Annotated in this window: 27 protein-coding genes and 2 pseudogenes; 21 read left to right on the top strand and 8 right to left on the bottom strand. The window is 65.9% G+C overall.

Translation table 11 applies throughout. From position 1 onward, the window contains the following. The 6 genes from RR42_RS31435 to RR42_RS31455 all read left to right on the top strand — a co-directional run bounded on the left by RR42_RS31435 (window position 1) and on the right by RR42_RS31455 (window position 3,592). Window positions 1-435 carry a DoxX family protein gene (locus RR42_RS31435; protein WP_043355765.1) on the top strand — a complete coding sequence of 145 codons (435 nt, stop codon included), beginning with the start codon at window positions 1-3 and terminating at the stop codon, window positions 433-435. Then, window positions 432-572 (top strand): hypothetical protein, encoded by a 141-nt coding sequence (locus tag RR42_RS40575; protein WP_158408327.1) that lies wholly within the window; start codon window positions 432-434, stop codon window positions 570-572. The genes RR42_RS31435 and RR42_RS40575 overlap by 4 nt, the downstream gene beginning before the upstream one ends. A gap of 37 nt (window positions 573-609) precedes the next feature. Further along, window positions 610-903 (top strand): XapX domain-containing protein, encoded by a 294-nt coding sequence (locus tag RR42_RS31440; protein ID WP_043355767.1) that lies wholly within the window; start codon window positions 610-612, stop codon window positions 901-903. 4 nt (window positions 904-907) lie between these two features. Next, window positions 908-2,056, top strand: a complete 1,149-nt coding sequence (locus tag RR42_RS31445) for a porin (protein WP_082055167.1) — start codon at window positions 908-910, stop codon at window positions 2,054-2,056. Window positions 2,057-2,089: 33 nt separating this feature from the next. Then, on the top strand, window positions 2,090-2,818 hold the full coding sequence (locus RR42_RS31450) for a YoaK family protein (RefSeq protein WP_043355770.1): 729 nt from the start codon (window positions 2,090-2,092) through the stop codon (window positions 2,816-2,818). A gap of 381 nt (window positions 2,819-3,199) precedes the next feature. Continuing rightward, the gene (locus tag RR42_RS31455) at window positions 3,200-3,592 is read left to right on the top strand and encodes a response regulator transcription factor (RefSeq protein ID WP_043355771.1); all 393 of its coding nucleotides are present in this window, start codon (window positions 3,200-3,202) and stop codon (window positions 3,590-3,592) included. Window positions 3,593-3,664: 72 nt separating this feature from the next. Here RR42_RS31455 and RR42_RS40135 read toward each other — a convergent pair. Continuing rightward, window positions 3,665-3,886, bottom strand: a pseudogene (locus RR42_RS40135) (LuxR C-terminal-related transcriptional regulator); the annotation flags it as partial. Between the two features lie 550 nt (window positions 3,887-4,436). Next, on the bottom strand, window positions 4,437-5,072 hold the full coding sequence (locus tag RR42_RS31460) for a LysE/ArgO family amino acid transporter (RefSeq protein ID WP_043355773.1): 636 nt from the start codon (window positions 5,070-5,072) through the stop codon (window positions 4,437-4,439). Window positions 5,073-5,145: 73 nt separating this feature from the next. Here RR42_RS31460 and RR42_RS31465 point away from each other — a divergent pair, with 73 nt between their 5' ends. Continuing rightward, window positions 5,146-6,042, top strand: a complete 897-nt coding sequence (locus tag RR42_RS31465) for a LysR family transcriptional regulator ArgP (protein WP_043355774.1) — start codon at window positions 5,146-5,148, stop codon at window positions 6,040-6,042. 123 nt (window positions 6,043-6,165) lie between these two features. Here the strand turns inward: RR42_RS31465 and RR42_RS31470 are convergent, their stop codons facing one another. Further along, entirely contained in the window at window positions 6,166-6,351 is a 186-nt protein-coding gene (locus RR42_RS31470; protein ID WP_043355776.1) for a hypothetical protein, read from the bottom strand. 219 nt (window positions 6,352-6,570) lie between these two features. Further along, window positions 6,571-7,212: a DsbA family oxidoreductase gene (locus tag RR42_RS31475; RefSeq protein ID WP_043355778.1), complete on the bottom strand. Its 642-nt coding sequence runs from the start codon at window positions 7,210-7,212 to the stop codon at window positions 6,571-6,573. A gap of 290 nt (window positions 7,213-7,502) precedes the next feature. Here RR42_RS31475 and ppk1 point away from each other — a divergent pair, with 290 nt between their 5' ends. Next, entirely contained in the window at window positions 7,503-9,665 is a 2,163-nt protein-coding gene (gene ppk1, locus RR42_RS31480) for a polyphosphate kinase 1 (RefSeq protein WP_082055169.1), read from the top strand. Between the two features lie 133 nt (window positions 9,666-9,798). Here the strand turns inward: ppk1 and RR42_RS31485 are convergent, their stop codons facing one another. Together RR42_RS31485 and RR42_RS40140 are read right to left on the bottom strand one after the other, a co-directional pair. After that, a complete protein-coding gene (locus RR42_RS31485; protein WP_144409998.1) occupies window positions 9,799-10,176 on the bottom strand; it encodes a DUF4156 domain-containing protein in 378 nt (125 codons plus the stop codon). Beyond that, the gene (locus RR42_RS40140; RefSeq protein ID WP_144409999.1) at window positions 10,173-10,475 is read right to left on the bottom strand and encodes a hypothetical protein; all 303 of its coding nucleotides are present in this window, start codon (window positions 10,473-10,475) and stop codon (window positions 10,173-10,175) included. Before RR42_RS40140 ends, RR42_RS31485 begins: the two co-directional genes overlap by 4 nt. Window positions 10,476-10,499: 24 nt before the next feature. On the opposite strand from RR42_RS40140, the gene RR42_RS31490 reads away from it, so the two are divergent. The 8 genes from RR42_RS31490 (at window position 10,500) to RR42_RS31525 (ending at window position 16,449) form a co-directional block, all read left to right on the top strand. Further along, entirely contained in the window at window positions 10,500-11,066 is a 567-nt protein-coding gene (locus tag RR42_RS31490; protein WP_144410000.1) for a DUF2975 domain-containing protein, read from the top strand. Window positions 11,067-11,098: 32 nt separating this feature from the next. Beyond that, window positions 11,099-11,326, top strand: a complete 228-nt coding sequence (locus RR42_RS31495) for a helix-turn-helix domain-containing protein (protein WP_043355780.1) — start codon at window positions 11,099-11,101, stop codon at window positions 11,324-11,326. Between the two features lie 224 nt (window positions 11,327-11,550). Then, window positions 11,551-11,811: a hypothetical protein gene (locus RR42_RS31500; RefSeq protein ID WP_043355781.1), complete on the top strand. Its 261-nt coding sequence runs from the start codon at window positions 11,551-11,553 to the stop codon at window positions 11,809-11,811. A 112-nt stretch (window positions 11,812-11,923) separates the two neighbouring features. Continuing rightward, window positions 11,924-12,253 carry a hypothetical protein gene (locus RR42_RS31505; protein WP_043358275.1) on the top strand — a complete coding sequence of 110 codons (330 nt, stop codon included), beginning with the start codon at window positions 11,924-11,926 and terminating at the stop codon, window positions 12,251-12,253. Between the two features lie 169 nt (window positions 12,254-12,422). Beyond that, window positions 12,423-13,307, top strand: coding sequence for a LysR substrate-binding domain-containing protein (locus RR42_RS31510; protein WP_043355783.1), 885 nt, complete (start codon window positions 12,423-12,425; stop codon window positions 13,305-13,307). Then, entirely contained in the window at window positions 13,300-14,469 is a 1,170-nt protein-coding gene (locus tag RR42_RS31515; protein ID WP_082055170.1) for a YbfB/YjiJ family MFS transporter, read from the top strand. Before RR42_RS31510 ends, RR42_RS31515 begins: the two co-directional genes overlap by 8 nt. 94 nt (window positions 14,470-14,563) lie before the next feature. Further along, window positions 14,564-15,682, top strand: a complete 1,119-nt coding sequence (locus tag RR42_RS31520; RefSeq protein WP_043355785.1) for an NAD(P)H-dependent flavin oxidoreductase — start codon at window positions 14,564-14,566, stop codon at window positions 15,680-15,682. Between the two features lie 125 nt (window positions 15,683-15,807). Then, complete coding sequence (locus RR42_RS31525; RefSeq protein ID WP_043355787.1) at window positions 15,808-16,449, top strand: LysE family translocator; 642 nt, start codon at window positions 15,808-15,810, stop codon at window positions 16,447-16,449. Here RR42_RS31525 and RR42_RS31530 read toward each other — a convergent pair. Both RR42_RS31530 and RR42_RS31535 read right to left on the bottom strand, forming a co-directional pair. Beyond that, the gene (locus RR42_RS31530; RefSeq protein WP_043355789.1) at window positions 16,430-17,890 is read right to left on the bottom strand and encodes a heavy metal sensor histidine kinase; all 1,461 of its coding nucleotides are present in this window, start codon (window positions 17,888-17,890) and stop codon (window positions 16,430-16,432) included. The genes RR42_RS31525 and RR42_RS31530 overlap by 20 nt on opposite strands. Further along, entirely contained in the window at window positions 17,890-18,564 is a 675-nt protein-coding gene (locus RR42_RS31535) for a heavy metal response regulator transcription factor (protein ID WP_043355791.1), read from the bottom strand. Before RR42_RS31535 ends, RR42_RS31530 begins: the two co-directional genes overlap by 1 nt. A 218-nt stretch (window positions 18,565-18,782) precedes the next feature. On the opposite strand from RR42_RS31535, the gene RR42_RS31540 reads away from it, so the two are divergent. The 5 genes and pseudogenes from RR42_RS31540 to RR42_RS31555 all read left to right on the top strand — a co-directional run bounded on the left by RR42_RS31540 (window position 18,783) and on the right by RR42_RS31555 (window position 25,579). After that, complete coding sequence (locus RR42_RS31540; protein ID WP_043355793.1) at window positions 18,783-22,028, top strand: efflux RND transporter permease subunit; 3,246 nt, start codon at window positions 18,783-18,785, stop codon at window positions 22,026-22,028. Between the two features lie 17 nt (window positions 22,029-22,045). Further along, window positions 22,046-23,284, top strand: coding sequence for an efflux RND transporter periplasmic adaptor subunit (locus tag RR42_RS31545; protein ID WP_052495100.1), 1,239 nt, complete (start codon window positions 22,046-22,048; stop codon window positions 23,282-23,284). A 97-nt stretch (window positions 23,285-23,381) separates the two neighbouring features. Then, window positions 23,382-24,770: an efflux transporter outer membrane subunit gene (locus tag RR42_RS31550; RefSeq protein WP_052495101.1), complete on the top strand. Its 1,389-nt coding sequence runs from the start codon at window positions 23,382-23,384 to the stop codon at window positions 24,768-24,770. Next, a pseudogene (locus RR42_RS39080) lies at window positions 24,754-24,888 on the top strand (DUF4148 domain-containing protein); the annotation flags it as partial. The gene RR42_RS31550 and the pseudogene RR42_RS39080, both read left to right, overlap by 17 nt. A gap of 97 nt (window positions 24,889-24,985) precedes the next feature. Continuing rightward, on the top strand, window positions 24,986-25,579 hold the full coding sequence (locus RR42_RS31555) for a hypothetical protein (RefSeq protein WP_043355795.1): 594 nt from the start codon (window positions 24,986-24,988) through the stop codon (window positions 25,577-25,579). Window positions 25,580-25,582: the final 3 nt, after the last annotated feature.

The following is a 25,582-nucleotide window of genomic DNA, read 5'->3' on the forward strand; positions in this document are numbered from 1 at the left end:
ATGACCATCTCGACGACCTCGCTAGCCACGGCCGGCAACAATACGCACCGGCTGCCTCGCTGGATGCGCTGGATCGCCCTGCTTTTGCTGTGCGCAGCCTACCTGCAGGGCGGATTGGTCAAGCTGTTCGACTTCTCCAGCGCAGTGACGGAGATGCAGCACTTCGGCTTGTCGCCCGCCGGGCCGCTGGCTGCGGCGACGATTGCGCTGGAGCTTGGTGCGTCGGCAATGATCCTGACCGGCTTCTGGCGCTGGCTAGGCGCACTGGCGCTGGCGGCGTTCACGCTGATGGCCACGTTCCTGGCCAACCGGTTTTGGAGCGCGCCGCCCGAGGCGCAGTTCATGATGGCTAACGCGTTCTTCGAACATCTGGGCCTGGTGGGTGGGTTCCTGCTCGTGGCGTGGGATGACCTTCGCACGCGGAGACAACCATGACGCAATCTGCCATCTCGGCGGCCAAGCCTGCATCGGGCGGCACGTTTTCCCCGCTGGCCCAACCCACCTTTTCGGTACTGTGGGTGGCCACGATCCTCGGTTACATCGGCATCGGCCCAGGCTTGCCGCCGGCGTAACGTCGCACCGATTTCCCCCTCCCCAACCTTGTCACATATGAAGCTCTATCTCATCTCCCTTGGCGCCGGCATCCTGGTCGGCATCATCTATGCACTGATGCAGGTCCGCTCGCCTGCGCCGCCCGCAATTGCTTTGATCGGGCTGCTGGGCATGCTGATTGGCGAGCAGGTTGTGCCGCCGGTCAAGCGCATGCTGGCAGGAGAGCCCGTAACCATGGCATGGTTCCGCGGCGAATGCGTTCCGAAGATTACGGGCACACCGCCCAATGCGGACACGGCCGTTGAACCGTCGGCATCCCTCCCCGCACGTAGCAAAGAAGGGAACCAATAACAGCATGAGTCGTTCCCGAAAGCAGCCCGAAGCACTTACCAGCCGCACTAACGCAATCGCGCGCCGGCGCATTCACGTCGCCTTGGCTGCCTCTTTGTCCGCGGCCGCGGCACCTGCCATGGCGGAAAACAACGTCGTGATCTATGGTCGGCTGAACACGGCAATCGAGTATGTGACCGTGACCACCGCAACCGACGGCACTAGATTGGGCAATACGGCGCGCCTCACGAATAACCGCTCTGTGTTCGGCATGCGGGGCGAGGAACAGTTGGCCAACGGGATCAAGGCGATCTGGCAGATCGAAAGCGCCCTGTCGATTGACAACGGCGCTGGGCAAATCGCGGCGCGGGATACGCGGGTCGGCCTTCAGAGCCCGTACGGCACCCTCTTCATGGGCAACTGGGACACGCCGTACACAAGTGCAACCAAGAACTACGACCCGTATTACCCCACCACTGCGGGTTACATGGCGCTAATAGGAAATGGCGCTGCGTCTACCAGCGACAATGTCCAGAACACCAGCTCATTTGATCGACGGCAGAAGAACTCGTTGCACTACCAGTTGCCGACGTGGCACGGCTTGAGCGGCGCCATCGCCTGGGGATTGCCGGAAGAAAAGACCACGGTGCCGCGCAATCCAGCGTTGTATTCCTTTGCCACGGCCTATGACCACGGCAACCTGAACCTGACGCTTGCCTATGAAATCCACCAGCACTATCAGACCAACGGACGCAACGACGACGCAATCAAGGCAGGAATTTCCTACCAGTTCCCCTCGACGCGCATCAGTGCTCTGTATGAACGCCTGCACTATCGTACCGCCACTGGAGACCTTACGCGCAATGGCTACTACGTCTCGCTGATACAGGAGCTTGGCCCCGGCAGCATACGTGCCGGCTTCGCCTTTGTCGGCGATGGCACCGGCACAGCCATGGAAACGATTGGATCCGTCCGAAGTGGTTCGGATACCGGCGCATTTCAGGTAACCGTCGGCTATGACTACCCCCTTTCCAAGCGCACCGCGCTATACGCCTACTACAGCCGCATCAACAACCGCAGCAACGCGACCTATGACTTCGCCATCAACAACCTCGGTATCAAGGCTGGCGCAGACCCGCAGACGTTCGCCATTGCGATGCGGCACAGCTTCTGACCGTCCGCTGACCAACCATCGTGAGAGACCGCGTTGACACCCACACAGCTTCCTGACGCCGGTCGCCGCGCTGATCTTTCAGGACCGGCGTTCGGCTGCATCCTGGCCTTCGTCGCCGGCTATGTAGACGTGGTCGGGTTCATTTCACTATTCGGCCTATTTACGGCGCACGCGACAGGAAACTTCGTGATGATCGGCGTCGACATCGCCGGTGATTCTGCGGGCCTGCTCGCCAAACTGCTTGCGCTGCCGGCTTTTGCCTTGGCGGTTGCGGCCGCCAGGCTGACCGAGTCACGCATCGTACGGGACAAACAATCGGCACCCCCGCTGTTGCTATTTGCCGAGGCCGTGGCGCTGGTTCTCTTCATAGTTGTCGGGGTCCACGCCTCTCCCATTTCCGATCCAAGCACACCTGCAGCCGTCGGCGCCGGCATGCTTGCCGTAGTGGCCATGGGTATTCAGAACGCACTGTCCCGGACGTCCTTGTCAGACCTCGGCCCCACCACCATCATGACCGGAAATACGACGCAAATTATCATTGACCTGGTGGACCTGCCATCCGCATCTGAGGCGGAAGGCAAAGCCATACGCGGTCGGCTCAAAAAGATGGTACCGGCGCTCGCGGGTTTCGCATCGGGCGCCGCTCTCGGCGCCCTTGGCTATTCGATGCTTTCGCTCTGGTGTGTAATGCTGCCAGCCGTATTGCTGACGGCGCTCAGTTTCTTGACTTGGCACAATGGCGCAAACGGCCTTCAGAAGTGAATTGGCAGACGAGCGAATTCGAGACGCCCTCGCCTTCATGCGGTTCACCGTTGTCACATCGCCGCTGCCAGTGCCGAGCTGAGCAAACAGCATTCCAAAGTCCGCAACCATGCCGAAGACTCAGCCAGCTGATACGAACAGACAATGGCCACATCCTGCATCGCCAATTCATCTCTCCTGGTTTTGCAGGATCACGATAGCTGGCTGGCTCGCTATCGCTGGGGGACTGATTTTCCTGGCTAGCGTGACTTCATCGCAACGTAGCGTCGGACGTGCACCCGAAGAATTGGCAAAACCATCGTATGATTGGGTGTGGACCGGTTCGGCGCTACTCTTCCAGCAGAGCATTGCCAGCGCTCAGTGCGTATACAAGGAGTCAGTGTGATAGCTCGGCCCACGATCGCGATAGTTGACGACGATGTCGCCGTGCGAATTGCCATGGGGGGGCTGCTGCGTTCGCTCGATCTTAGCGTGCAATTGTACGGAGGCGGTCAAGAGCTACTGCAGTGCACTTCGCTGCCTTGCATGTCCTGCGTGATCACAGACGCGCAAATGCCCGGCATGGACGGCTTCGCTTTGATAGAGGCACTGCGCGCGCGCAATCTCGATATGCCTGTCATTTTCATGACAGGATTTGCGCATGTCGGATTCGATCAGCGTGCCATGGCATTGGGTGCAACGTGCGTTCTTTATAAGCCATTTCAGGACACGGACATGATCCAATGCATTGAAAATGCATTACGTCCTCGCAAGACCGAATCTCCTCCATCGTGAGTGTGTCGTGCGGTGGATCGATGAGACGTCCTTATATGACCTTCGTCCTCTGCACGCTGCCCGACGCCGTCGCTAAGCTATGGTTGCGGCGCTAAGCTGTCGAGGCTGCAGCCGGATGGCAGGCTGCTCGTCAGCTTCGGACTTAGAGGGAAGCAGCGCGAGACCGAGAGTTTGCGCAAGAAGCACCAGATCGGCGAAACTCCGAGTCCTCATTTTTCGCATTGCCTGGCATCGATGAACTCTGACAGTCACCACGCTGATGCACATGGCGGCGGCAATCTGAATCGACGCCAGCTTCCGACCAAGCCTTGGTTGGGCGACGAGAGAAGCGGATATCGCAGGAGCAATCGCAGCGTTCAGGCGTGGGATTGCGACGATCAAATTTTCACACCACGCCATATCGCGAGCATGAGCGGGCCAAGGAACTGGCGCTCAAGGACGGTGGTGATATCGGTAAAGGCTGGCATATGTCCAATATTCCTAGCGACAACCCTTAATTTGCCTCTCGTGGTGGACATCGAAAATGTCCCGCGACGGGAGCCGGCCATAAGCCATCGGCTCGAAATCGGCACACTGAGGCGGTCTTCATTCCGGTCGACCTCGTAGTCGCACGATCGGTCGGATCTGACCCGATGCGGCAGCGGCGGCAAGAACATCCTCACGCACCAACGCGCATGCTAGGGCGCGCGCAAAAAACGAGTAAAAACATCATAAATTCAAGTATTTGTGACAAACCATTGAAGTTCGGCCAGGTTATCGTTGAATAGCACCCGCCGACGGCTGCCAAGCCAATCTCAGCCGCCGCAGCCAAGGCCGTTACCTGTTCGACGCACCAGGAAACACCTCACAACCCTTGGAGTACGCGCTGCACCAGCAGAGCGGACAGGACGAACATGGTCGTACCGATGAGACCATCCAGCACCTGCCAGGCCCTCGGCCGGGCGAACCACGGCGCCAGCCAGCGTGCGCCAAAGCCCAGAAGCCCGAACCAGAATAGGCTGGCAGCACTGGCGCCCGCCACGAACCAGCCTCGCAGCGCCGCCGGTTGCTGGGCACCGATGCTGCCCACCAGCAGCACCGTATCCAGATAAACATGAGGATTGAGCAGCGTGAACGCCGCCGCCTGAGCCAACGCGGCACCCCTGCTGAGCCCCTTCCCACCGTCAGATGCCTTCAATGGACGAGCATGCCGCGCACGCCGCAGCGCCTGCCATCCATATATCGCCAGGAACGCGGCACCGGCCAGCGCCAGCACACGCGCGAGGCCGGGGCGCTCCCCCAATGCCTGGGCCATGCCCATGACACCCGCCGCAATCAGCAATGCGTCCGCCATGGCGCACAACAGCACCACGCTTCCCACATGCTCGCGACGCAGACCCTGGCGCAATACGAATGCGTTCTGTGCGCCGATGGCCACGATGAGGCCCAGGCTCAGGGCCAGGCCTTGGAGGGAAGCGGATAAGGCAAGCGAGGTGTTCATACATCTAGCTTGCCTGCACTGGCAAATGAAGACAAACTACCTGTGCTTCATTCTATTTAGCTGAACTTAACTTATGCTGGATTACTCCGCTCTATCCGCATTGGCTGCCGTGGTTCGGGAGGGCAGCTTCGAGCGTGCAGCCCGCGCTCTCCATGTAACGCCATCGGCAATTTCGCAGCGCGTTCGGCTGCTGGAAGAGCGCGTAGGCTGCGCGCTGGTGGTGCGCGATCAGCCCTGCCGGGCCACGGAGACGGGCCGCCGGCTTTGCCAGCACATTGACCGTGTCCGGCTGCTCGAGCAAGAGTTGCAAGGGGCGCTACCGGCGCTTGCCCCGGAGGGCATGGCACGGGTAGCGCTGCCCATTGCGGTGAATGCCGACAGCCTGGCCACCTGGGTCGCGCCGGCCATCGCCGCCTTCGCTGCAGAAAGTCCCGTGCTGATGGAGGTGGCGGTGGACGACCAGGACCACACCACGGAGTGGCTGCGCAGCGGCGCAGTGCTGGCCGCCGTAACGGCCACAGCCCGTCCTGCCGCTGGCTGCAACAGTCGTCCACTGGGCTCCATGCGCTACCTGGCGGCCGCCAGCCCGGCTTTCATCCAGCGCCATTTCGGCGATGGCGTGGGCGCCGGCAGCCTGACGCTGGCGCCCAGCCTGATGTTCAATATCAAGGATGAGTTGCAGGCGCGGTGGGCACGGCGTTTGTGCCATCGGCACGTGGAGCTTCCCCGGCACACGTTGCCTTCGTCCCATGCCTTTGTGACCGCAGCGTTGGCCGGCATGGGCTGGGGCTTGCATCCGGAGGCACTGATCGCCCCTCATCTCGAGGACGGTTCACTCGTCGAGTTGGTGCCGAACACCCCGCTTGATGTACCGCTTCACTGGCAATACGCACGCGCGGCGTCAGGGTTGCTCGCAGGTTTGAATCGCGAGGTTCTCGCCGCCGCCCAAGCCGCGCTGTTACCACCCTGAGTGGCGCCGGGTCAGACGCACATTGTCTGAATCGGATGCATGCCTGCTTTTGTTGAGGGTTGTCTGATGCCCGCCCTCACGCACAGGCCTGCCAATCTGCGCCAGAACTGGCGGGCGGGCCGATCAGCCGTTCGCGTAGACGATCTTTGCCTTGCGTGCCTGGTTCTGCAGGCGGCTCAGCATATGCTGCACGGCGAAGATGGCGCTCTTCACATCTGCCACCAGGCTGGGGCTGCGGGGACCAAGTTCGCGCTCGATCAGATCGCGTTCCATTTGGTCGGTCATCTTGATGTCGCTTTGCGTGCTCATGGCTTTTTCCTAGGGATTACCCTTACCGGGTTTTCCCTAATCATAGCAAAGGAAATGGCGCGGCGCAGCATCAGGTGATAGTACGTATGCAGAAAGGCAACGCTTTCCCGCGAGCAAGCCTCGGCCTACTCAGCCGGCGCGACGCGCCGAGACCCCTTGTGCGCGGGGCGTCCATGGCTGCAGGCTTAGCGCAGGCGCCATGGATGATCATGCGCCCCTTCAGCCTTTTGCCAGCACCTCCCGAATGGCATTCTCGAACGCCTCCACCGGCTGCCCGCCGCTCACCAGGTATTGGTCATTGAAGATGATCGAAGGCACGGAACGGATGCCCATGTCCTGATAGCGCTTCTCCATCTCGCGGACTTGCGCCGCATACGCGTCGCCCGATAGCACGGTGCGTGCCTTGTCGGCGTCCAGGCCGGCCGCAGCCGCTGCCTCGACGAGGACCTCGTGATTGCTGGAATCCTTGGACTCCGTGAAATACGCACGGAACAGCGCCATCTTCAGCGGCAGCTGGCGCCCCTCCAGGTTTGCCCAATGCAAAAGCCGGTGCGCGTCGAACGTGTTGTATACGCGGGTACGAGAGCCAAACTCAAAGCCGACGTCGGCGCCACGCTGGCGGATCATGGCCTGGCTCTGCACGATTTCCTCCTCGGTGCGGCCATACTTGCGCGCCATGTAATCCTGGATCGATTCGCCTCCCGGCCCCATGTCCGGATTAAGCTCGAATGGGCGAAGCGTGATTTCTGCCGAAACGGCATCGCCAAGCCGCGCCAGCGCCTGTTGCAGCGAACTCAGGCCCACGGCGCACCACGGGCACGCGACGTCGGAGACAAAATCGATTTTCAGTGTCTTTTGCATTGTGTTTTCCCGGTGTCAGTCCATCACTGCGCGACAGGGTAGCTGCAATTCCCATTGGCTGCAGGGCCGGGGGGCAGTGCCTCACTCCTTCAGGGTTTTCCCGCAAGGCGGCCGCGACCGGACGCCCCCTCCCCTGGCATCTGTCCGTGGCCCGCCAGCCACACAGTCCTGGCGCAGATCGGGAAACGTGCACCGCGCCCACTCCTCAAGCGGCGCGGCGCGCGGTAATATCTTTCCAACAGGTCATCGGTGCACGATGATCCATTCCCAGAGAAGGATTGAAGCGAATCATGGAAGAAGGCTCGGCAGCTCCACTCGAGATCGCCCCTTCCCTCCCCCTGGTACCGAGTGACGTTCACGGTGCTCCATCGGACTTTCTCGCCAGTGCCAGCACCAGCCTCGGCGCCAACGCACGGCAGCTCTTCCTGAACCGTGAGGCCAGCCAGCTGGAGTTCCACCGGCGCGTGCTCGCCCAGGCCGAGAACCATGACATTCCGTTATTGGAGCGATTGCGCTTTCTCTGCATCTTCAGCAGCAACCTGGATGAGTTCTTCGAGATCCGCGTTGCCGGCCTGAAGGAGAAGATCAAGCTGCAGGCGCCAGCGACCACCGGCCCGGATGGACTGGACGTGCGGCAGATCTACGCGCTTGTCAGCGCCCGCACCCACAAGCTGGTCGCGGAACAGTACCGCCTGTTCAACGAAGTGCTGGTTCCGGACCTGGACCGCGAGGGAATCCGCTTCCTGCGCCGTCCACACTGGACGCAGGAACAGGGCGAATGGATCCGCAGCTATTTCTTCCGCGAGCTGATGCCGGTGCTCACCCCCATTGGCCTTGATCCGGCGCATCCGTTCCCGCGTGTGCTCAACAAGAGCCTGAACTTCGCCGTGGAACTCGAAGGCAAGGATGCCTTTGGCCGGGAGGCGAACGCGGCCATCGTGCAGGCGCCCCGGGCCCTGCCCCGCGTGATCCTGCTGCCCAAGGAGATTTCCGGCTGCGAACACGGCTTCGTGTTCCTGTCGTCCATCCTGCATGCCCACGTCTGCGAGCTGTTTCCCGGCATGCGCGTGCGCGGCTGCTATCAGTTCCGCGTCACCCGCAACAGCGAGCTGTTCGTCGACGAGGAAGAAATCAAGAACCTGCGCGATGCGCTGCAGGGAGAGCTGCCGCAGCGGCATTTTGGCGACGCGGTGCGGCTCGAGGTCGCGGACAACTGCTCCGAGGAGATGACCCGCTTCCTGCAAGACCAGTTCGGCCTGGAAGATGCCGAGGTGTTTTCGGTGAATGGCCCGGTCAACCTGGTGCGCTTGCTGCCGGTTCCTGACAGCGTGGACCGCGATGACCTGAAGTACCCGCCGTGCCGCCCCGGCCTGCCCAAGGCGCTGCAGGACCAGCCCGACATGTTCCGCGCCATCCGCGACGGCGATATCCTGCTGCACCATCCGTATCAGTCGTTTTCGCCCGTCGTGGATTTCATCCGCCAGGCCGCGGAAGATCCGGAAGTGATGGCCATCAAGCAGACGGTGTACCGCGCCGGCAACGACTCGGCCCTGCTGGAGGCGCTGATCGGCGCCGCGCGCAGAGGCAAGGAAGTCAGCGTGGTGGTGGAGTTGCTCGCCCGCTTCGATGAGCAGGCCAATATCAACTGGGCAGCCCAGCTTGAAGAAGCCGGCGCGCACGTGGTGTACGGCGTGGTTGGCTACAAGGCCCACGCCAAGATGGCCATGGTGGTGCGGCGCGAAGGGAAGAAACTCAGGCGCTACGCGCATATCGGCACCGGCAACTATCACTCGCAGACGGCCAGGAGCTTCACGGACTTCGGCCTGTTTACCTGCAAGGAAGCCATCGTCGACGATGTGGCCAACGTGTTCTCCCAGTTGACCGGGCTCGGCCACCCCGGCACGCTGGCGCACTTCTGGCAATCGCCGTTCACCATGCACACGGCGCTGCTCGAAGCCATCCGCCGCGAAGGCAAGCACGCCAAGGCTGGCCGCAAGGGATTGATCATCGCCAAGATGAACGCCTTGCTGGAGCCCAAGCTCATCCAGGCCCTGTACCAGGCATCCTGCGATGGCGCCCGGATCGAGCTGATCGTGCGCGGGGCCTGCGCATTGCGCCCCGGCATTCCGGGCCTGTCCGAGAATATCCGGGTGCGCTCCGTGCTTGGCCAGTTCCTGGAGCATGCGCGGATCTTCTACTTCTACAACGACAAGGCCGAAGACGTGCGGCTATCGAGCGCCGACTGGATGGACCGCGACTTCTTCCGGCGCATCGAAGTGTGCTTCCCCGTGCTGGACAAAACGCTCAAGGATCGCGTGATCGAGGAAGGGCTGAAGGTCTACCTGAAGGACAACCGCGACACCTGGGAAATGGACGCGGAAGGCAACTACCGGCGCAAGCGGGGCCGCAAGCCGGTATCCGCGCAGGACATCCTCAGGGAGAAGCTGGCCTGATCCCTGTTCGCGCCGCGGCCCCGCCGGGGCGGCCGGGATACTGGCGCATGCCGATTGACGGGCGACGGTTGTAAGGCCGGCCTTCGTCCACGTCATAGTCAACATCAACAGGCTGCGCCACCCCTGCGGCGCCCTAGTGCGCGCCCGGGGACGCGCAGCGATACACGTTGCCCGACAGCGTCACGTTGGTTTGCTCCAGGCGATCCTTGCTGCCGGTCTGGCCTGCGCGCTGGGTGAGCAGGTACACCAGGTTGCCACCCATTGCCGCTGCCTTGTTCTTGATGTCGTTGCGTGCACCGGTTTCCAGATCCGCATTGGCCGTGATGGCGCCCCGCACAAAATCGCCCTGGCTGCCGGTCACGTCGCCAAGATAGGTGCATCCCGCGGCAGGCTCGTTGTGGGTGATCCTGACCGCCGATGCGGCCGGGCTGGAGAGCTGCGTTGGCGCACAGCCGGCAAGCGCGTAGCATGCCCCGATCCATGCAACGCCTGCGATTGTCCTGATGGTCATAGCCATTGAAGTATTGAAGGTCTAACGTTGTTGGACGATCCTCCCGCCCAGCCAGGCGTGCTCGTACTGACTTTGTCGCGGGCAATATTGAGGTCGCCGCCGACGTACCAATAGTTGGCGGCAAGTTCCGCGGCTGCGGCATGCGCAGGCACAACCGACAAAAGCACCAACATGGCAGCAGGCGCGATGGGAAAGAGGCGGCCAGGGAAGGCTATGGGACGCATATAATTTAATCTCCGACGAATATAAATTACTGCAAAACGATAATACATTGCTGTTTTACAGTAATTTTTTGCCATGCGCAATCCATTCAGGAGACCGGCATGCCGCCCCCCCTTTCCCTTCCCTTGCCCGCTGATGGCGCCCTAATGCGCGTTAGCGTCATCGCGCGCCGCATGCAGTGGCTGACACTGTGGTGCGCCGTCGTGACGACGGCGGGGCTGATCGCCTTCTGGTTCTTGCTTTCCGATGCGGAGCTGGACCGGAACCTGCGCACGTTCCTGGCCGGGCCTGCGCCAGGCGGGCAGTTGCTGGTGTCGATGCCGTACCGGCTGCTCGGGCTGGCCATCACGAGCGTGGCCACGGCTTTGCTGGTCAGTGGACTGATGCAAGCGCACAGGCTGTTCGCGGCCCTGGCGGGCGGCGCGGTCCTTACCCTGGAGACGGCCGTACGCCTGCGCCGCGTGGCGCTGGTGGTGACGGCGTTCAGCGTGGTGGTTCCGCTCACCAAGACGCTGCTGGCCATGACCCTGGCCAGCACGGCTGCCAACGGCCCCTACATGGTGGTGATCATCACCTTTGGCGACGTGATGCTGGGCTTGCTGCTGGCCATCGCCTGGGCAATGGTCGAGGCCGCGCGCGTCGCGCAGGAGAATGAAGGCTTTGTTTGAGTTTGTGTTTGCGTTTGAGGCACCCTGACCCTATGACTATCCTCGTCCGGCTTGACGTCCTGCTTGCTGAGCGCAAGATGAAATCGCGCGAGCTCGCCCAGTACATCGGGATCACCGAGCCCAATCTCTCCTTGCTGAAATCCGGCAAGGTCAAGGGCATCCGTTTCGATACGCTGGAGAAAATCTGCGAGGCGCTGAATTGCCAGCCGGGCGACCTGCTGGAGTACCGCGCCGATACGCCTGGCGAAGATCAGGCCTGAGCGCCTCGCCTACCCCGCCAGCGCAGCCCGCGCTGGCGGGGTGAACTGCAAACAATTGTCTCTCCCCGCTGCGGCATTTCCGCCAGAGCGGCCACCAGCCTGGCCTCGCTGCCAGCACAGTCACCTGCCCCCCCAATCGAGTGATACCGCATGGAGAGTGATCTTGCGCATACTCGCACCTTCTTGAACTACTCGCCCCCAAGCGGGCGCGAAGCAAGGTGCTTATGCTGATCCTCATCTACTGCAGTTATGCGGTTGCCTGCATCGTCGCGCTCTGGAGAGCGGCGCGCTGGGTGGAAAAGCACCATCCGGCCCTGCGCGACAGCCACCCGCCGCGGCATGACGCGCGCGCAGCCTGCAAGCCCCCGGAAGAGAACCTGCCTGCGAGCCGGCGCCGCCACCTGGAAATGCCGCCCGCCGGGCCCGCCTGCGTGCCGCAACGGCCCGGCGCCAGCGCCAGCGCTGCCGCCTGCATGGTCCTGTAGCCCCCTGGACGATGGCCCGTATCTGGTTCTCGACATTCATCCTTGAAAAAACCGCATTACTGTATATATTTACAGTAACTGTATGGATGAACAGTATCTACGGGAGCCGATCATGGAACACCTGGTCCGGGTGCAGAACGAATACGACAGGCAGGTCCTGGCCTGGTTGCGCGAACGCGTAGGCGATGCGGCGGTGCAAGCCGCGGCACAGCGGCTGGCGGGAGACCGCAAGCCCTACCTGTCAACGATCTGCCGCAGCCTGAACATCACGCCACCGGCCCGCCGTGCCCTGCGCGCCCAGTCGAACCGGGCCAGCCGGGAAGTTGGCGACCGCTATCTTGCGTCGATCCGCGCGCTCCTGGCGCGGCCGGCACCGGCGCATCGGCATTCGCAGCAGCAACCCGCGCAACCCCAACCCTCGCAATACCAGGATCCGCATTAGTCCCGCGCCTTGGGTACGCGCCGGGCCGCGGCATTGTTCACCGGAATGTGCACCCCACCTCGCCCCACCCCGCTGGCGTCATGGCTTTCTTGACTTATCATTCCCTATCGATGATAGTTAATTGAAATTTGTTCTCTTTTTAAGAACCAATTTCAACCGAAGGATTGCCGTGGATCTGGCCGAACTTGAGATTTTCCGAGCCGTTGCGCTTGAAGAAAGCGTCACGCGGGCTGCCAAGACCCTGGACCGCGTGCAGTCGAACGTCACCACGCGCGTCAAGCAGCTCGAAGAGGAACTCGGCGTCGCCCTGTTCCTGCGCGACAGCAAGCGCATGACCTTGACGCCGCAAGGGCAGCGCTTCCTGGGCTACGCCGAGCGGCTGCTGGCGCTGGCCGAAGAAGCCCGCCAATCCATGCGCGGCGATGCGCCCTCGGGTACGTTGCGCGTGGGCAGCATGGAAAGCTCGGCCGCGAGCCGGCTGCCCCGCCCGCTGGCTCGCTATCACGGCAAATGGCCGGACGTGCGGATCGAGATCCAGACCGGCACCACGCAAGCCTTGATCGACGCACTGCTGGCGCATCGCATCGACTGCGCCGTGGTGGCCCATCCCGCCGATGGCGTCCCGGACACGCTCGACATGGACGTGCTCGGCCCCGGCCTGGAAGGCACGTTCCTGTTCTCCGAAGAACTGCTGCTGGTGCTGCCGCACAGCCATCCGCCGGTGCGTACGCCGCAGGACATCCAGCTGCGCAGCCTGGCCACGTTCTCGCGCGGCTGCACGTACCGCCTGTGTGCCGAGGACTGGCTCGCCAGCGGCGAAGGCCCACGGCTGGCGCTGAACGTGCTGGAACTGGCGTCTTACCACGCGATCCTGGCCTGCGTGACGGCGGGCTCGGCAGTGGCCATCCTGCCGAAGTCGCTGCTGGCGCTGCACCCCGATGCCGCAAGCCTGCAAACCGTGCCCGTGCGAGTCGCGCACACCTTGCTGGTGCGCCGTTCGGGTTTTGCCACGTCGGCATACGCGGCGTTTCTCCAGGAGCTGCAGCATGGCTAGGATCCGGACCGTCACAGCAGCGCCGCAGTCCTTTGGCAAGACCATGGCGCCATGGATGCCCTCACTGGCCGCCGCGCTGGTGCTGGCGGTGGGCATGGGCTTCGGGCGCTTTGCGTTTACCGGCATGTATCCGCTGATGGTGCGCGACGGCCTGCTGAGCGTCAGCGCCGGCTCGCTGGCCGCGTCCGCCAACTATGCCGGCTATCTCGTGGGCGCCCTCGCGGTCAGCCGCATGCCGCAGCGCGTTGCGCCACGCTTTTGCCGCATCGCCCTCTTCGGCACCGCCCTGTGCCTGCTGGCGCTGGCAGTGCCGGCCGCGCCCTGGTTCTTTATCGGTGTGCGCTTCCTGGCGGGCGTGCTCAGCGCCATCGCGCTGATCTGCGCGTCCGTGTGGCTGTTCCAGGTGGTAGGACATCCGCATGGCGCGCCGCTGTTGTTCTCGGGCGTCGGTGCCGGCATCCTGCTGTCCGCCGAGCTCATTGCCGCCGGCAACCTGGCCGGTTGGCACAGCCCTTTGCTGTGGCTTGCCATCGGCGGTGGCGCCGCCGTGCTGAGCGCGCTGGCATGGCCGTATCTTGCGGGCCGCGTGCCGGCACCCCAGCCGCATGCCACTGCCACGGACGAGGCCAATGCCAACGGGCCTGGTCCGTGGCCGCTGGTGGGCAGCTACGGGCTGGCGGGGTTCGGCTACATCGTCACGGCGACCTACCTGCCGCTCTTTGTGCGCGACGCGCTCGGCCACATCGACCCGATCCATATCTGGGCAGCGTTCGGGCTTGGCGCGGCACCTTCGTGCTTTCTCTGGCACGCGCTGCACGGCCGCCTCGGCACCCGGCGCGCACTCGCGCTCAACCTGCTGGTGCAGGCGGTGGGCGTGATCCTGCCCGCGCTCAGCCACTCGGCCGTGGCCTACCTGGCTAGCGCGCTGCTGGTGGGCGGCACCTTCGTTGGCACCGTGACCATCGCCATGCCCGCCGCGAAACGCGTGGCCCACCGCGTGACATTCAACCTGCTCGCCATCATGACCGCCGCCTATGGCGTAGGCCAGATCGCCGGCCCGCTGGTATCCGATGCGCTGATGGCGCACAGCCATGGCTTCAGCGGCCCGCTTGCCGCCGCCGCTGCCGCGCTGCTGGCATCTGCCGCCTTCTGCTTCCTGTGAAGGCCAGCGCATGCCCGGCGTGCGGCACGGAACCCACCCCACAGAACCCGCCCCCACAGCATCCACCCATTACCGAGGAAACGAGGAACCCGCCATGACCGACCCCATCCACGCCACGCAACCACGCTCGCTGCTCTCCCGGCTCGGCCTTGCCGCCCCGATCATCCAGGCGCCAATGGCAGGCGTCAGCACACCGGCGCTTGCCGCGGCAGTGTCGAATGCCGGCGGCCTGGGCTCGCTCGGCGTCGGCGCCATGGACGCCGAGGGCGCCCGCAAGACCATCCGCGAAACCCGTGCGCTGACGGACAAGCCCTTCAACATCAACCTGTTCTGCCACGCTCCCGCCGTCGCCAACCCTGCGCGCGAGGCGCAATGGCTGGCCTACCTGGCGCCGAGCTTCGCCGAATTCGGCGCCACGCCGCCCGCCAGCCTGCGCGAGATCTACACCAGCTTTGTCGCCGACGACGCCATGTTCGCGATGCTGCTGGAGGAGCGGCCCGCGGTAGTGAGCTTCCATTTCGGCCTGCCGGCGCAGGCCTGGATCGACGCGCTGCACGCCGCCGGCATCTTCCTGATGGCCACGGCCACCAGCCTGGACGAAGCGCGGCAGATCGCCGCTGCCGGCGTCGATGCCATCGTTGCCCAGGGCGTGGAAGCCGGCGGCCACCGCGGCACGTTCAAGCCCGAAGGGCATGACGAAGGCCTCGGCACCCTCGCGCTGGTACGGCTGTTGGTCCGCCATACCGCCCTGCCCGTGATCGCCACCGGCGGCATCATGGACGGCGCCGGCATTGCGGCGGCCCTGGCGCTGGGCGCGCAGGCCGCGCAACTCGGCACCGCCTTCGTGGCCTGCCCGGAGACCGTGGCCGACGCGCCCTACCGGGCCGCCTTGCTGGCGGACCGGCCGGCCAGCACCACGCTGACCCGCTCCATCTCCGGCCGGGCCGCGCGCGGCTTCGCCAACCGGCTGACGGCGCTGGGCGAGGCGGCGGACCGCCCGGCGATCCCCGATTACCCCATCACCTACGACGCCGGCAAGGCCCTGCATGCGGCGGCCAAGGCGCGCGGCAACGCGGACTACGCAGCGCAATGGGCGGGGCAAGCGGCGCCACTGGCGCGCGCCCTGCCAGCGGCGCAACTCGTGGCAACACTGCGCGAGGAGCTGGCGCAGACGATTGCGGCACTGAGCGGGGCGGGATTCGGCGCTAACTGAGTGGGGCCTGCCGAAGCCGGTGGCGCGTGCGTCATGCTGCTACCTCTTGCTGCTACCATCTCGCCACGCGCATCGGCCGCATGCCGGCCCGCAGCGAACCCCCTCCTTCCTGACGAGACAAAGCCATGGACGCACTCACATCCACATTGGCCATTGGCGGCGCGCTGGCGCTCGGCGCGGTCAGCCCCGGCCCGAGCTTCGTCATGGTGGCCCGCGCCGCCATTGCCCGCTCCCGCGCCGATGCGCTCTACATGGCGCTGGGCATGGGGCTGGGCGGCGTGGTGTTTGCCGCGGCCGCGCTGCTCGGGCTCAAGCTGTTGCTGGCGGCGGTGCCCTGGCTGTACATGGCGATGAAGGCGGGCGGCGGCATCTACCTGGTGTATCTGGGCGTGCGCATCTGGCGCGGCGCCAGCGCGCCCCTGGCGATGGCGGCCGGCGCGGCAGAAGGCGGTCAAGCGCCCGGCACCGGGCGCGGCCGTGCCTTGCTGAGCGGTTTCGCCACGCAGCTGAGCAACCCCAAGACGGCGGTGGTCTACGCCAGCGTGTTTGCCGCGCTGTTGCCCGCCGAGGTGCCGGCCTCGCTGCTGCTGGCGCTGCCGCTGATGGTCTTTGCCATCGAGACGGGCTGGTACGCGATCGTGGCGATCGCGCTCTCCTGCGCCAGGCCGCGTGCCTTCTACCTGCGCTTCAAGCTGTGGCTGGATCGCGCCGCCGGCGGGGTAATGGCGCTGCTCGGCATCCGGCTGCTCACGTCGCTGCGCCAGTAGCAGTGGCAGCGGCACCCTGAGACGCGGGATCCGCCATGCTCGGCGGAAACAGCAGCCTGAAGACCGTGGTTCCCCCGACTTCGGACTCCACCTCAACGTGCCCATGGTGCAAGTCCATGATGGACTTCACGATGGCCAGGCCGATGCCCGCCGACTCGCCCGAGTTGGCGCGGGCAGGATCGCCGCGAAAGAAGCGATCGAACAGCTTGGGCAGGTGTTCCGGCGCGATGCCGGCCCCGGGGTTGCGCACTTCGATACGGCTGCCTGCGGGGCCGGTGCGTGCCGCCATCACCACCGTCTGCCCGGCGGGTGTGTAGCGGATGGCATTGGCCACCAGGTTGCTGACCGCGCGCCGCAGCAACAGCGGATCAGCCAGCACGGCGCCCCCGCCATCCACCGCGATCGCCACGCCGCTCGCCTCCGCCAGCCCCTCGAAATAGTCGGACAGCGCGCCCAGTTCGCGCGCCAGGTCCAGGCGCACCGGGTTGACCGCCACGCGGGCGTTCTCGGCCCGCGCAAGGAACAGCATGTTCTCGATCATGCGGGCCAGGCGTTCATATTCCTCGATATTGGACGCCAGCAGCGCCTGGTATTCGTCGGCGCTGCGCTCGCTAGACAGCGCGACCTGGCTCTGCCCGAGCAGGTTGCCGATGGGCGTGCGGAAGTCGTGCGCCAGGTCCGCGGAAAACTGCGACAGGCGTTCGAACCCATCCCGCAACCGGTCCATCATCTGTTGCAGGGCCGCAGCCAGTTCCGCCAGTTCGGGCGGCAGCCGCGCCGGGTCGACCGGCAGCGCGAGCCGCCGCACCGTGACCGACGATGCCCCGGCGGCGATGCGCCGCAGCGGCGCCATGCCGGCGCGCAGCACCAGGTAGCCAAGCCCGGCCACGGCCAGCGTGCCCAGCAGCCCTGTCAACAGCAGTTTCGCGCGGTATGCGCGCAGCAACGTGGTGCGGGAAATGGCGGTCTGGTAGAGCGTGAAGGCCAGCGTCCGCGTGGCGGCGCCAGTGCCGGCAGTACCTGGACCGACAGGAACCAGCGCCTGCACGCCGTGCACCGGGTAACCCTGCCGCGTGGTCCAGGCACGGATCGCTTCGGGCCCGAGCTGCGCAGCGGGCGCCACCGGCTCCAAGGCGGGCGGCCCTTCGCCGGCATTGGCCGCAAGCAGCACGGCGCCGCCAGCGGCGCGCACCACCAGCGCAAACTCGTCGTTGCCGGACACCACGCCGGCCACTTCCCGCCAGTCGCTGTCGGGCCGGGCGCCCTGCTCCATCAACTCGGCCCTCGCGCGCGCCACCTTGCGCAGCAGTTCCGCGTCGTCGCGCTCGATCACCTGCATGGCCAGCGCGCGGTAAAGGTAAGCACCCGCGCCGCCGAACACGATCGCGGCCACCAGGCCAAAGGCCAGCGCCAGGCGGGCAGTAAGCGAGAGACTGCGCATCAGGCTTCCCGGCGCTCCAGCACATAGCCCATGCCACGCACGGTGTGGATCAGCTTGGGCTGGAAATCGTCGTCCATCTTGGCGCGCAGGCGCCGCACCGCCACATCCACCACATTGGTATCGCTATCGAAGTTCATGTCCCAGACATGGGAGGCGATCTGGGTACGGCTCAGCACCTCGGTGTGACGGCGCGCCAGGAAATGCAGCAGGGAGAACTCACGCGGCGTCAGCTCGATGCGCCGGCCGGCGCGCGTCACGCGGTGACGGATCAGGTCGATCTCAAGGTCTTCGATCTCGATGCGGTCGGCTTCGCGCACCGGGCCGCGCCGCAGCAAGGTGCGCACCCGCGCCAGCAGCTCGACAAAGGCGAAGGGCTTGGCCAGATAGTCGTCGCCGCCCAGCTCCAGCCCGCGCACGCGGTCCTCCACTTCATCGCGCGCGGTCAGGAACAGCACCGGCGTGTCCTTGTGCTCGCGCAGTTGCTTGAGCACATCCCAGCCATTCATGCCCGGCAGCATCACGTCAAGGATGATCAGGTCGTACACCACCTCCAGCGCCTGGTGCAGGCCGTCGGCGCCGGTCACCGCCAGGTCGACCACGAAGGACGATTCGGTCAGCCCCTTGCGCAGGTACTCGCCCGTCTTGGGCTCGTCCTCCACCACCAGAATTCTCATGTCCGTCCTCGCCTGGCCAGTAACGGCAGGGCGCGCTCCGGGCGCCTTGCATGCTCGGATGATAGCCGTTGGCGCGGTGCTCCTGAATGACAAATCTGTAATCGATTCGACAGCATTACCGACTCCCCTGGCTTCCTAGAATGCGGCCATCGCACACCGCGGCCACCGCAGCAAAGCGGCCGTCGCGGCCCCCACCCCCGCATCCCGGAGTGCACACCATGTGGATTGTCAGGCTCGCGCTGAGCCGCCCCTACACCTTTGTGGTGCTGGCGTTGTGCTTGCTGCTGGCCGCCCCGCTGGTGCTGCTGCGCACGCCCACCGATATCTTTCCGGCCATCGACATCCCGGTGGTCAGCGTGGTGTGGACCTACAACGGCCTGTCCGCCGAGGACATGGCGCGGCGCATCGTCACCGGCTACGAACGCTCGCTGACCAACAGCGTGGATGATATCGAGCATATCGAGTCGCAGTCGCTCGCCGGGGTGGCGGTGATCAAGATCTTCTTCCACCCCGGCGCCGACATCAACCGCGCGATTGCCGAGACCTCGTCGGGCGCGCAATCGATGCTGCGCAACATGCCGCCGGGCACCACGCCGCCGCTGATCCTGAGCTACAGCGCCTCCACCGTGCCGATCCTGCGGCTGGCGCTGGCCAGCGACCAACTGCCCGAGCAGCAGCTTTACGACCTGGGCAACAACTTCATCCGCACGCAACTGGCTACGGTGCAAGGCGCGTCGGTGCCGCTGCCTTACGGCGGCAAGGTGCGCCAGGTGATGGTGGATCTCGATACGCGCGCGCTGCAGGCACGCGGCCTGGCGCCACTGGACGTGGTCAACGCCATCAATGCGCAAAACCTGGTGCTGCCCGGAGGCACCGCCAAGATCGGCGCGCTCGAATACCGGGTCGACCTGAACGGCAGCACGGCCACCGTGGCCGGCCTCAACAACCTGCCTGTCAAGAGCAGCCCCGGCGGCACGGTCTATGTGCGCGACGTGGCCCAGGTGCGCGACGGCTACGCGCCGCAGACCAACGTGGTGCGCCGCGACGGCAAGCGCGCCGCGCTGCTGGAGATCGAGAAAAGCGGCAACACCTCCACGCTGTCCATCATCGCCCAGGTCAAGGCCATGCTGCCGCGCATCATGGCCGGGCTGCCGTCTTCGCTGCGGGTGCAGCCGGTGTCGGACCAGTCGGTCTTTGTTACCTCCGCCATCCACGGCGTGCTGCACGAAGCGCTGATCGCCGCCTGCCTGACCGCCGCGATGATCTTGCTGTTCCTGGGCAGCTGGCGCGCCACGCTGATCATCGCGATCTCGATCCCGCTCTCTGTGCTGGCCGCGCTGATGGCGCTCAGCGCGCTCGGCGAGACGCTCAATATCATGACGCTGGGCGGGCTGGCGCTGGCGGTGGGCGTGCTGGTGGACGACGCCACCGTAGCCATCGAGAACATCACCCACCACCGCGAGCTGGGCAAGCCGCTGGAGCAGGCGATCCTGGAAGGGTCGGCGCAGATCGCCGTGCCCACGCTGGTATCCACGCTGTCGATCTGCATCGTGTTCCTGCCGATGTTCCTGCTCACCGGCGTGGCGCGTTACCTGTTCGTGCCGATGGCCGAGGCCGTGGTGTTCGCCATGGCGGCGTCCTACTTCTTCTCGCGCACGCTGATTCCTACGCTGGCGCATTACCTGCTGCGTGGCGAACGCAACGACGAACACAACGACGCCGTGCAAGCGCGCGGCCCAAGCCGCTTGCGCCGCGCCTGCGCACGGCTGCAGGCGCGCTTTGAACACGGGTTCGAAGGCGTCCGCACGCGCTACGCCGCTACCCTCGCTGCAGCACTGCGCCACCCCAGGCGGCTGGCCGCGGCCTTCCTGGCCTGCTGCGCCGCATCGATGGCGCTGGTGCCCTTCCTGGGGCAGGATTTCTTCCCCAGCGTGGACAGCGGCGAGATCCGCCTGCACATGCGCGCACGCACGGGCACCCGCATCGAGGAAACCGCGCGCATCGCCGATGCGGTGGAGAACCGCATCCGCGCGGCCATCGGCCCGGACCAGGTGGCCGGGATCATCGACAACATCGGCCTGCCTGTCAGCGGCATCAACCTGACCTATGACTCAGCGCTGCCGATCGGCACGTCGGACGCCGAGATCCTGGTGTCCCTGAAGCCCGGCCACAGCGCCACGGCAGGCTACGTGGACCAGCTCGGCAGCTTGCTGCCCAAGGCATTCCCCGGCGTGAGCTTCTCCTTCCTGCCGGCCGATATCGTCAGCCAGATCCTGAATTTCGGGCTGCCAGCGCCGATCGATATCCAGGTGGTGGGCAACCAGCTGGCAGCCAATCGCGAGGTGGCGCAGAAGCTGCTCGGCCAGTTGCGCGCGGTGCCGGGGCTGGCCGATGTGCATATCCAGCAGCCGGACGACCAGCCTGCGCTGACGGTGAATGTGGACCGCACCCGCGCACTGCAGGCCGGGCTATCGCAACGCGAGGTGGCGCAGAACCTGCTGATTTCACTCTCCGGCAGCGGCCAGACCTCACCCAACTTCTGGCTCAATCCGCGCAACGGCGTGAGCTATCCGCTGATGGTGTCGGTGCCGCAGTCCGCCATGGGCTCGCTGCAGTCGCTGTCCAACATTCCAATGGGACTTGGCGCCGCCACGCCGGGCTCCGGCAGCGGCGGCGACCTGCTCGGCTCGCTCGGCAACGTGGAGCGCTCCAGCCAGCAAGGCGTGGTGTCGCACTACAACGTGCAGCCTGTGATCGACATTTTCGGTTCGGTGCGCGGGCGCGATCTTGGTGCGGTGGCGGGCGACCTCGGCCGCATCGTCGATGCCGCGCGCAAGACACTGCCGCCCGGCTCCGAGCTGGTGGTGCGTGGACAGGTGCAGACCATGCACGCCTCTTTCGCGGGGCTGCTTAGCGGCCTGGCGATTGCGGTAGTGCTGGTGTATCTGCTGATGGTGGTGAACTTCCAGTCCTGGCTTGACCCGCTGGCCATCATCGGCGGCCTGCCGGGCGCGCTGGCGGGCATGGCGTGGATGCTGTTTGTCACGCGCACCACCATCAGCGTACCGGCGCTGACCGGGGCCATCATGTGCATCGGCATCGCCACCGCCAACAGCATCCTGGTGATCAGCCTGGCGCGCGAACTGCGCGCGGCGGGCATGGCGCCCCTCGAGGCGGCGCTGCAGGCCGGCATCGGGCGCTTCCGTCCAGTGGTGATGACCGCACTGGCCATGCTGATCGGCATGATCCCGATGGCGCTTGGCGCGGGCGATGCCGGCGCGCAGAACGCCCCGCTCGGCCGCGCCGTGATCGGCGGGCTGGCCTGCGGCACCGTCGCCACGCTGGTGCTGGTGCCCACCCTGTTTGCGCTGCTGCACCGGTGGCTTGCCGCTCGTGCGCCGGCCCCCATCCCCGTCCCTGAATTGCATCCCGCTCTCGGTCTCGACCAGAAAGGCCCGGCATGACTCTCCCTGCTCCCCCCATGTCCCCATCCGGCGACGCCGCCGCCCCAGGCATGGCACCCGCGCGCACTCGCCGCCTGCGAGCCAGCTTGCTGGTACTGGCAGTGCTTGGCGGCGCGCTGGCCGCCGGCGTCCTGCCCAGGCTGCATGCCCATGCCACGCTGGCCGCGCGCACCGCCGAAGCCCTGGCCACCACCGTCTCGACGGTGCGGCCTGCCAGCACGCCAGCGCTGCAGGCGCTGACCTTGCCAGGCGACGTGCGCGCCTTCCAGGACGCACCTGTCTATGCGCGCGTCAACGGCTACCTGCGCCGTTGGTACGCCGACATCGGCACCCCGGTCAAGCAAGGCCAGTTGCTGGCAGAGATCGACGCGCCCGAGGTCAGCGACCAGCTGCGGCAAGCACACGCCGACGAAGCCATCGCCGCGGCCAACTACGCGCTGGCCAAAAGCACCGCCGAGCGCTGGCAAGACCTGCTCAAATCCCGCTCGGTGGCGCAGCAGGACACCGACCAGAAAGTGGCCGACATGCAGGCCAAGGCCGCCACGCTCGCCTCCGCCCGCTCCAACACGGCACGGCTGGCGCAGCTCGCCTCGTACACGCAGATCCGCGCGCCCTTCGACGGTGTGGTGACCGCGCGCAACGTGGACACCGGCGCGCTGATCGATGCCGGCAGCGCCGGCGGACCCGGCCGGGAGTTGTTCCATCTCTCGGCCGGCACGCGGCTGCGTGTGTATGTGCAGGTGCCGCAGGACGCAAGCGGCATGGTCGGCCCGCAGATGCAGGCATGGCTGACACTGCCGCAGTTCCCCGGCCAGCGCTTTGCCGCTGCCGTGGCGCGCAATGCCGGCGCCATCGACAACGTCACGCGCAGCCTGCGCGTGGAGCTGGACGTGGACAATGCGGGGGGACGGATCCTGCCGGGCGCCTATGCGGAGGTCCACCTCAGCGCGCCGCAGGCAAGGGCCGGCCTGACCCTGCCTGCCAACACGTTGATGTTCCGCCCGCAAGGCACCTGCGTGGCCGTGGTGGGCGCGAACGGCATGCTGTCGATCCGGCTGGTAACGCTGGGCCGAGACTTTGGCTCGCATGTGGAGATCACGGAGGGCTTGCAGGGCGGCGAGCAGGTGGTGGTCAACCCCGGCGACGGCCTGCTGGCGGGCGATCGGGTCCGGGTGGCGGCGAATGCGCCCGATATACCGGCCACGCCGGCCACGCCGGCCACCCAGCCGGCAACCACGGCCAGCCAGGCAAAGTAGGCCCGCCATGCAGACTCCCAAGCGTTCTCATCAAACCCGCGTGCCTGCAGCCCGGCCACGCCGGCTGGCGGCGCCGCTCGTCGCCTTGGCACTGGCAATGCTGCTGACAGGCTGCGCCACCGCGCCGGCCTACCAGCCACCCACGGTCGACACGCCCGCCGCCTACAAGGAAGCCGGCGCCAGCGCCGCGCATCCTGGCGGCCCGGCGGGCATCGCGCCCGACTGGTGGCGCGTGTATGCCGACGCGCCGCTCAACGCGCTCGAAGCCCGCATCGACGTTTCCAGCCAGACGCTGCGCAAGGCCGTGGCCCTGCTGGAAGACGCCCGTGCCCAGGCCCGGGCCGCGCATGCGGCTTACTTTCCCACCATCAGCGCCGGGCTGAGCGCCAGCAGCAGCCATACCTCGGCCAATGTGGTTGGCCGCTCGCTGGCCGGCAAGACCGAGCCAGACCACCTGCTGGGGCTCACCGCCTCCTGGGAACCCGACCTGTGGGGACGCATCGGCAATGGCGTGGATGCCGCCCAGGCGCGCGCCCAGGCCAGTGCGGACGACGTGGCGGCGGTGCGCCTCGGCCTGCAGGCCGAACTGGCCGCCGACTACTTCGGCCTGCGTTCGGCCGACCGGGAGATCGATCTGCTCAGGCGCACCGTCGACGCCTACGGCACGGTCCTGCAACTGGCCAACAACCGCTACCGTGGCGGCATCGCCACCGAAGGCGACGTGGCGCAAGCCAAGGCACAGCTCGAAAGCACCAGGGCGCAGCTAGCCGACCTGCGCCTGACCCGCACACAGCTGGAGCATGCCATCGCCACGCTCCTGGGCGAGCCCGTGGCGCGCTTCTCGCTGCCGCCACTGGCCGATACCGCCGTGCTGCCTACCCTGCCGGCCATGCCGGCCGCCCTGCCCTCGCAGCTCCTGGAGCGCCGCCCCGACATTGCCGCCGCCGAACGCCGCGTGGCAGCTGCCAATGCACAGGTCGGCGTGGCTCGCGCCGCGTTTTTCCCGAGCCTGCTGCTCGCCGTCGGTGGCGGCCTGGAGAGCACCAGCCTGGCCAGCTGGCTGACCGCGCCGAGCCGCTTCTGGGCGATCGGCCCGGCACTGGCCGCCACGCTGTTCGACGGTGGCCGCCGCCAGGCGGTGGCCGACAGCGCGCGCGCCCAGTTCGATGCCAGTGCCGCCGACTATCGCGCAAGCGTGCTGCGCGGCTTCCAGGAGGTGGAAGACAACTTTGCCGCGCTGCATGCGCTGCAGGAAGAGGCCACCAGCCAGCAAGCCGCCACCGAGGCGTCCAAGCGCGCCCTGGCGCTGGGGCTGGACCGCTACCGCAAGGGCGCGGTCGCCTACCTGGATGTCAGCGTGCTGGAGAGCACCGCGCTTGCCAGCGAACGGGCCGCCGAGCTGGTGCACCGACGCCAGTTGATCGCGAGCGTGATGCTGGTCAAGGCACTGGGCGGCGGCTGGCAAAGCACTGCCGTGGCACCATAGCGCTAAGCCGGCATTGGCAGCACCAGCCCTGTCCTTCGCGCAAAGCGAGCAGGCGCCACTCACCCGTGCCGACGTCCGCGCCGACCTGATCCGGCTAGTGCAAGCCGGCTACCAGCCGGGCCGCGTCAAAGCTTGCTCAACAGACTGGGGCAAAACGCGCAATTGCATGTCCTCGCGGCGGCAGGCCTTAAAATCTCTCTCATGTTCGTTTCGAGATGTCGAATCTCGCCAAAACCATGATGAAGAAGCGCCCCCTCCTCGCCGCCCTCCTGTTCGCGTCGATCGCCGCCCAGGCACAACCACCCGGCAAGGACGCGGCCCCCCTCGGCCTTGAGCTTGGCAAGACCAAGTGCGCGCGGATGACGCCCGGCCCGAATCGCGTCAAGACAGGCACCACGCCGTGGGCCGGCGGGGACACGGTGGAGCTCAAGCACCTTGAACGTTTCAATCTGCCGGGCCTGACCCGCGCGATCGTGAACTGCGACGCGGGCGACGCGGTGGCGCTCGTCACGCTGACGTTCGATCGGTCCGTGCTGGATGACGTCAGCAAGAAGCTCGACGCCCGCTACGAGTCCAAGCGCAAGACCGAGCCCGGTGCCGAGAACGGCTACGCCGCGTGGGAGGCAGCTAACGGCAGCCTCGAGATGCTCTACGCGCGCGACAGCAAGCAGTTCACCCTGGCGTATTGGGCCAAGGGCGCCAAGGCCAGGTACTTCGCCTACAGCGGCACGAACGACAAGAAGCCCGCCGCGCCAGCACAGTCAACTCAGCCAGCGCAGGCACCCCAGACACAGCCTGCGCCGCTGTAACAG

The sequence above is a fragment of the Cupriavidus basilensis genome, from assembly GCF_000832305.1.
In the GTDB taxonomy this organism is placed as follows: Bacteria; Pseudomonadota; Gammaproteobacteria; order Burkholderiales; family Burkholderiaceae; genus Cupriavidus; species Cupriavidus basilensis_F.

Excerpts from the sequence above, each read along its gene's own strand:
- RR42_RS31435 (WP_043355765.1), top strand. The coding sequence starts at position 1 with ATGACCATCTCGACGACCTCGCTAGCCACGGCCGGCAACAATACGCAC.
- RR42_RS31535 (WP_043355791.1), bottom strand. The coding sequence starts at position 18,564 with ATGAGAATTCTGGTGGTGGAGGACGAGCCCAAGACGGGCGAGTACCTG.
- RR42_RS31445 (WP_082055167.1), top strand. The coding sequence starts at position 908 with ATGAGTCGTTCCCGAAAGCAGCCCGAAGCACTTACCAGCCGCACTAAC.
- RR42_RS40575 (WP_158408327.1), top strand. The coding sequence starts at position 432 with ATGACGCAATCTGCCATCTCGGCGGCCAAGCCTGCATCGGGCGGCACG.
- RR42_RS31495 (WP_043355780.1), top strand. The coding sequence starts at position 11,099 with ATGACTATCCTCGTCCGGCTTGACGTCCTGCTTGCTGAGCGCAAGATG.
- RR42_RS31540 (WP_043355793.1), top strand. The coding sequence starts at position 18,783 with ATGTGGATTGTCAGGCTCGCGCTGAGCCGCCCCTACACCTTTGTGGTG.
- RR42_RS31505 (WP_043358275.1), top strand. The coding sequence starts at position 11,924 with ATGGAACACCTGGTCCGGGTGCAGAACGAATACGACAGGCAGGTCCTG.
- RR42_RS31530 (WP_043355789.1), bottom strand. The coding sequence starts at position 17,890 with ATGCGCAGTCTCTCGCTTACTGCCCGCCTGGCGCTGGCCTTTGGCCTG.
- ppk1 (WP_082055169.1), top strand. The coding sequence starts at position 7,503 with ATGGAAGAAGGCTCGGCAGCTCCACTCGAGATCGCCCCTTCCCTCCCC.
- RR42_RS31460 (WP_043355773.1), bottom strand. The coding sequence starts at position 5,072 with ATGAACACCTCGCTTGCCTTATCCGCTTCCCTCCAAGGCCTGGCCCTG.
- RR42_RS31490 (WP_144410000.1), top strand. The coding sequence starts at position 10,500 with ATGCCGCCCCCCCTTTCCCTTCCCTTGCCCGCTGATGGCGCCCTAATG.
- RR42_RS31500 (WP_043355781.1), top strand. The coding sequence starts at position 11,551 with ATGCTGATCCTCATCTACTGCAGTTATGCGGTTGCCTGCATCGTCGCG.
- RR42_RS31485 (WP_144409998.1), bottom strand. The coding sequence starts at position 10,176 with ATGACCATCAGGACAATCGCAGGCGTTGCATGGATCGGGGCATGCTAC.
- RR42_RS31465 (WP_043355774.1), top strand. The coding sequence starts at position 5,146 with ATGCTGGATTACTCCGCTCTATCCGCATTGGCTGCCGTGGTTCGGGAG.
- RR42_RS31550 (WP_052495101.1), top strand. The coding sequence starts at position 23,382 with ATGCTGCTGACAGGCTGCGCCACCGCGCCGGCCTACCAGCCACCCACG.
- RR42_RS31555 (WP_043355795.1), top strand. The coding sequence starts at position 24,986 with ATGTCGAATCTCGCCAAAACCATGATGAAGAAGCGCCCCCTCCTCGCC.
- RR42_RS31515 (WP_082055170.1), top strand. The coding sequence starts at position 13,300 with ATGGCTAGGATCCGGACCGTCACAGCAGCGCCGCAGTCCTTTGGCAAG.
- RR42_RS40140 (WP_144409999.1), bottom strand. The coding sequence starts at position 10,475 with ATGGCAAAAAATTACTGTAAAACAGCAATGTATTATCGTTTTGCAGTA.
- RR42_RS31520 (WP_043355785.1), top strand. The coding sequence starts at position 14,564 with ATGACCGACCCCATCCACGCCACGCAACCACGCTCGCTGCTCTCCCGG.
- RR42_RS31475 (WP_043355778.1), bottom strand. The coding sequence starts at position 7,212 with ATGCAAAAGACACTGAAAATCGATTTTGTCTCCGACGTCGCGTGCCCG.
- RR42_RS31440 (WP_043355767.1), top strand. The coding sequence starts at position 610 with ATGAAGCTCTATCTCATCTCCCTTGGCGCCGGCATCCTGGTCGGCATC.
- RR42_RS31525 (WP_043355787.1), top strand. The coding sequence starts at position 15,808 with ATGGACGCACTCACATCCACATTGGCCATTGGCGGCGCGCTGGCGCTC.
- RR42_RS31545 (WP_052495100.1), top strand. The coding sequence starts at position 22,046 with ATGTCCCCATCCGGCGACGCCGCCGCCCCAGGCATGGCACCCGCGCGC.
- RR42_RS31470 (WP_043355776.1), bottom strand. The coding sequence starts at position 6,351 with ATGAGCACGCAAAGCGACATCAAGATGACCGACCAAATGGAACGCGAT.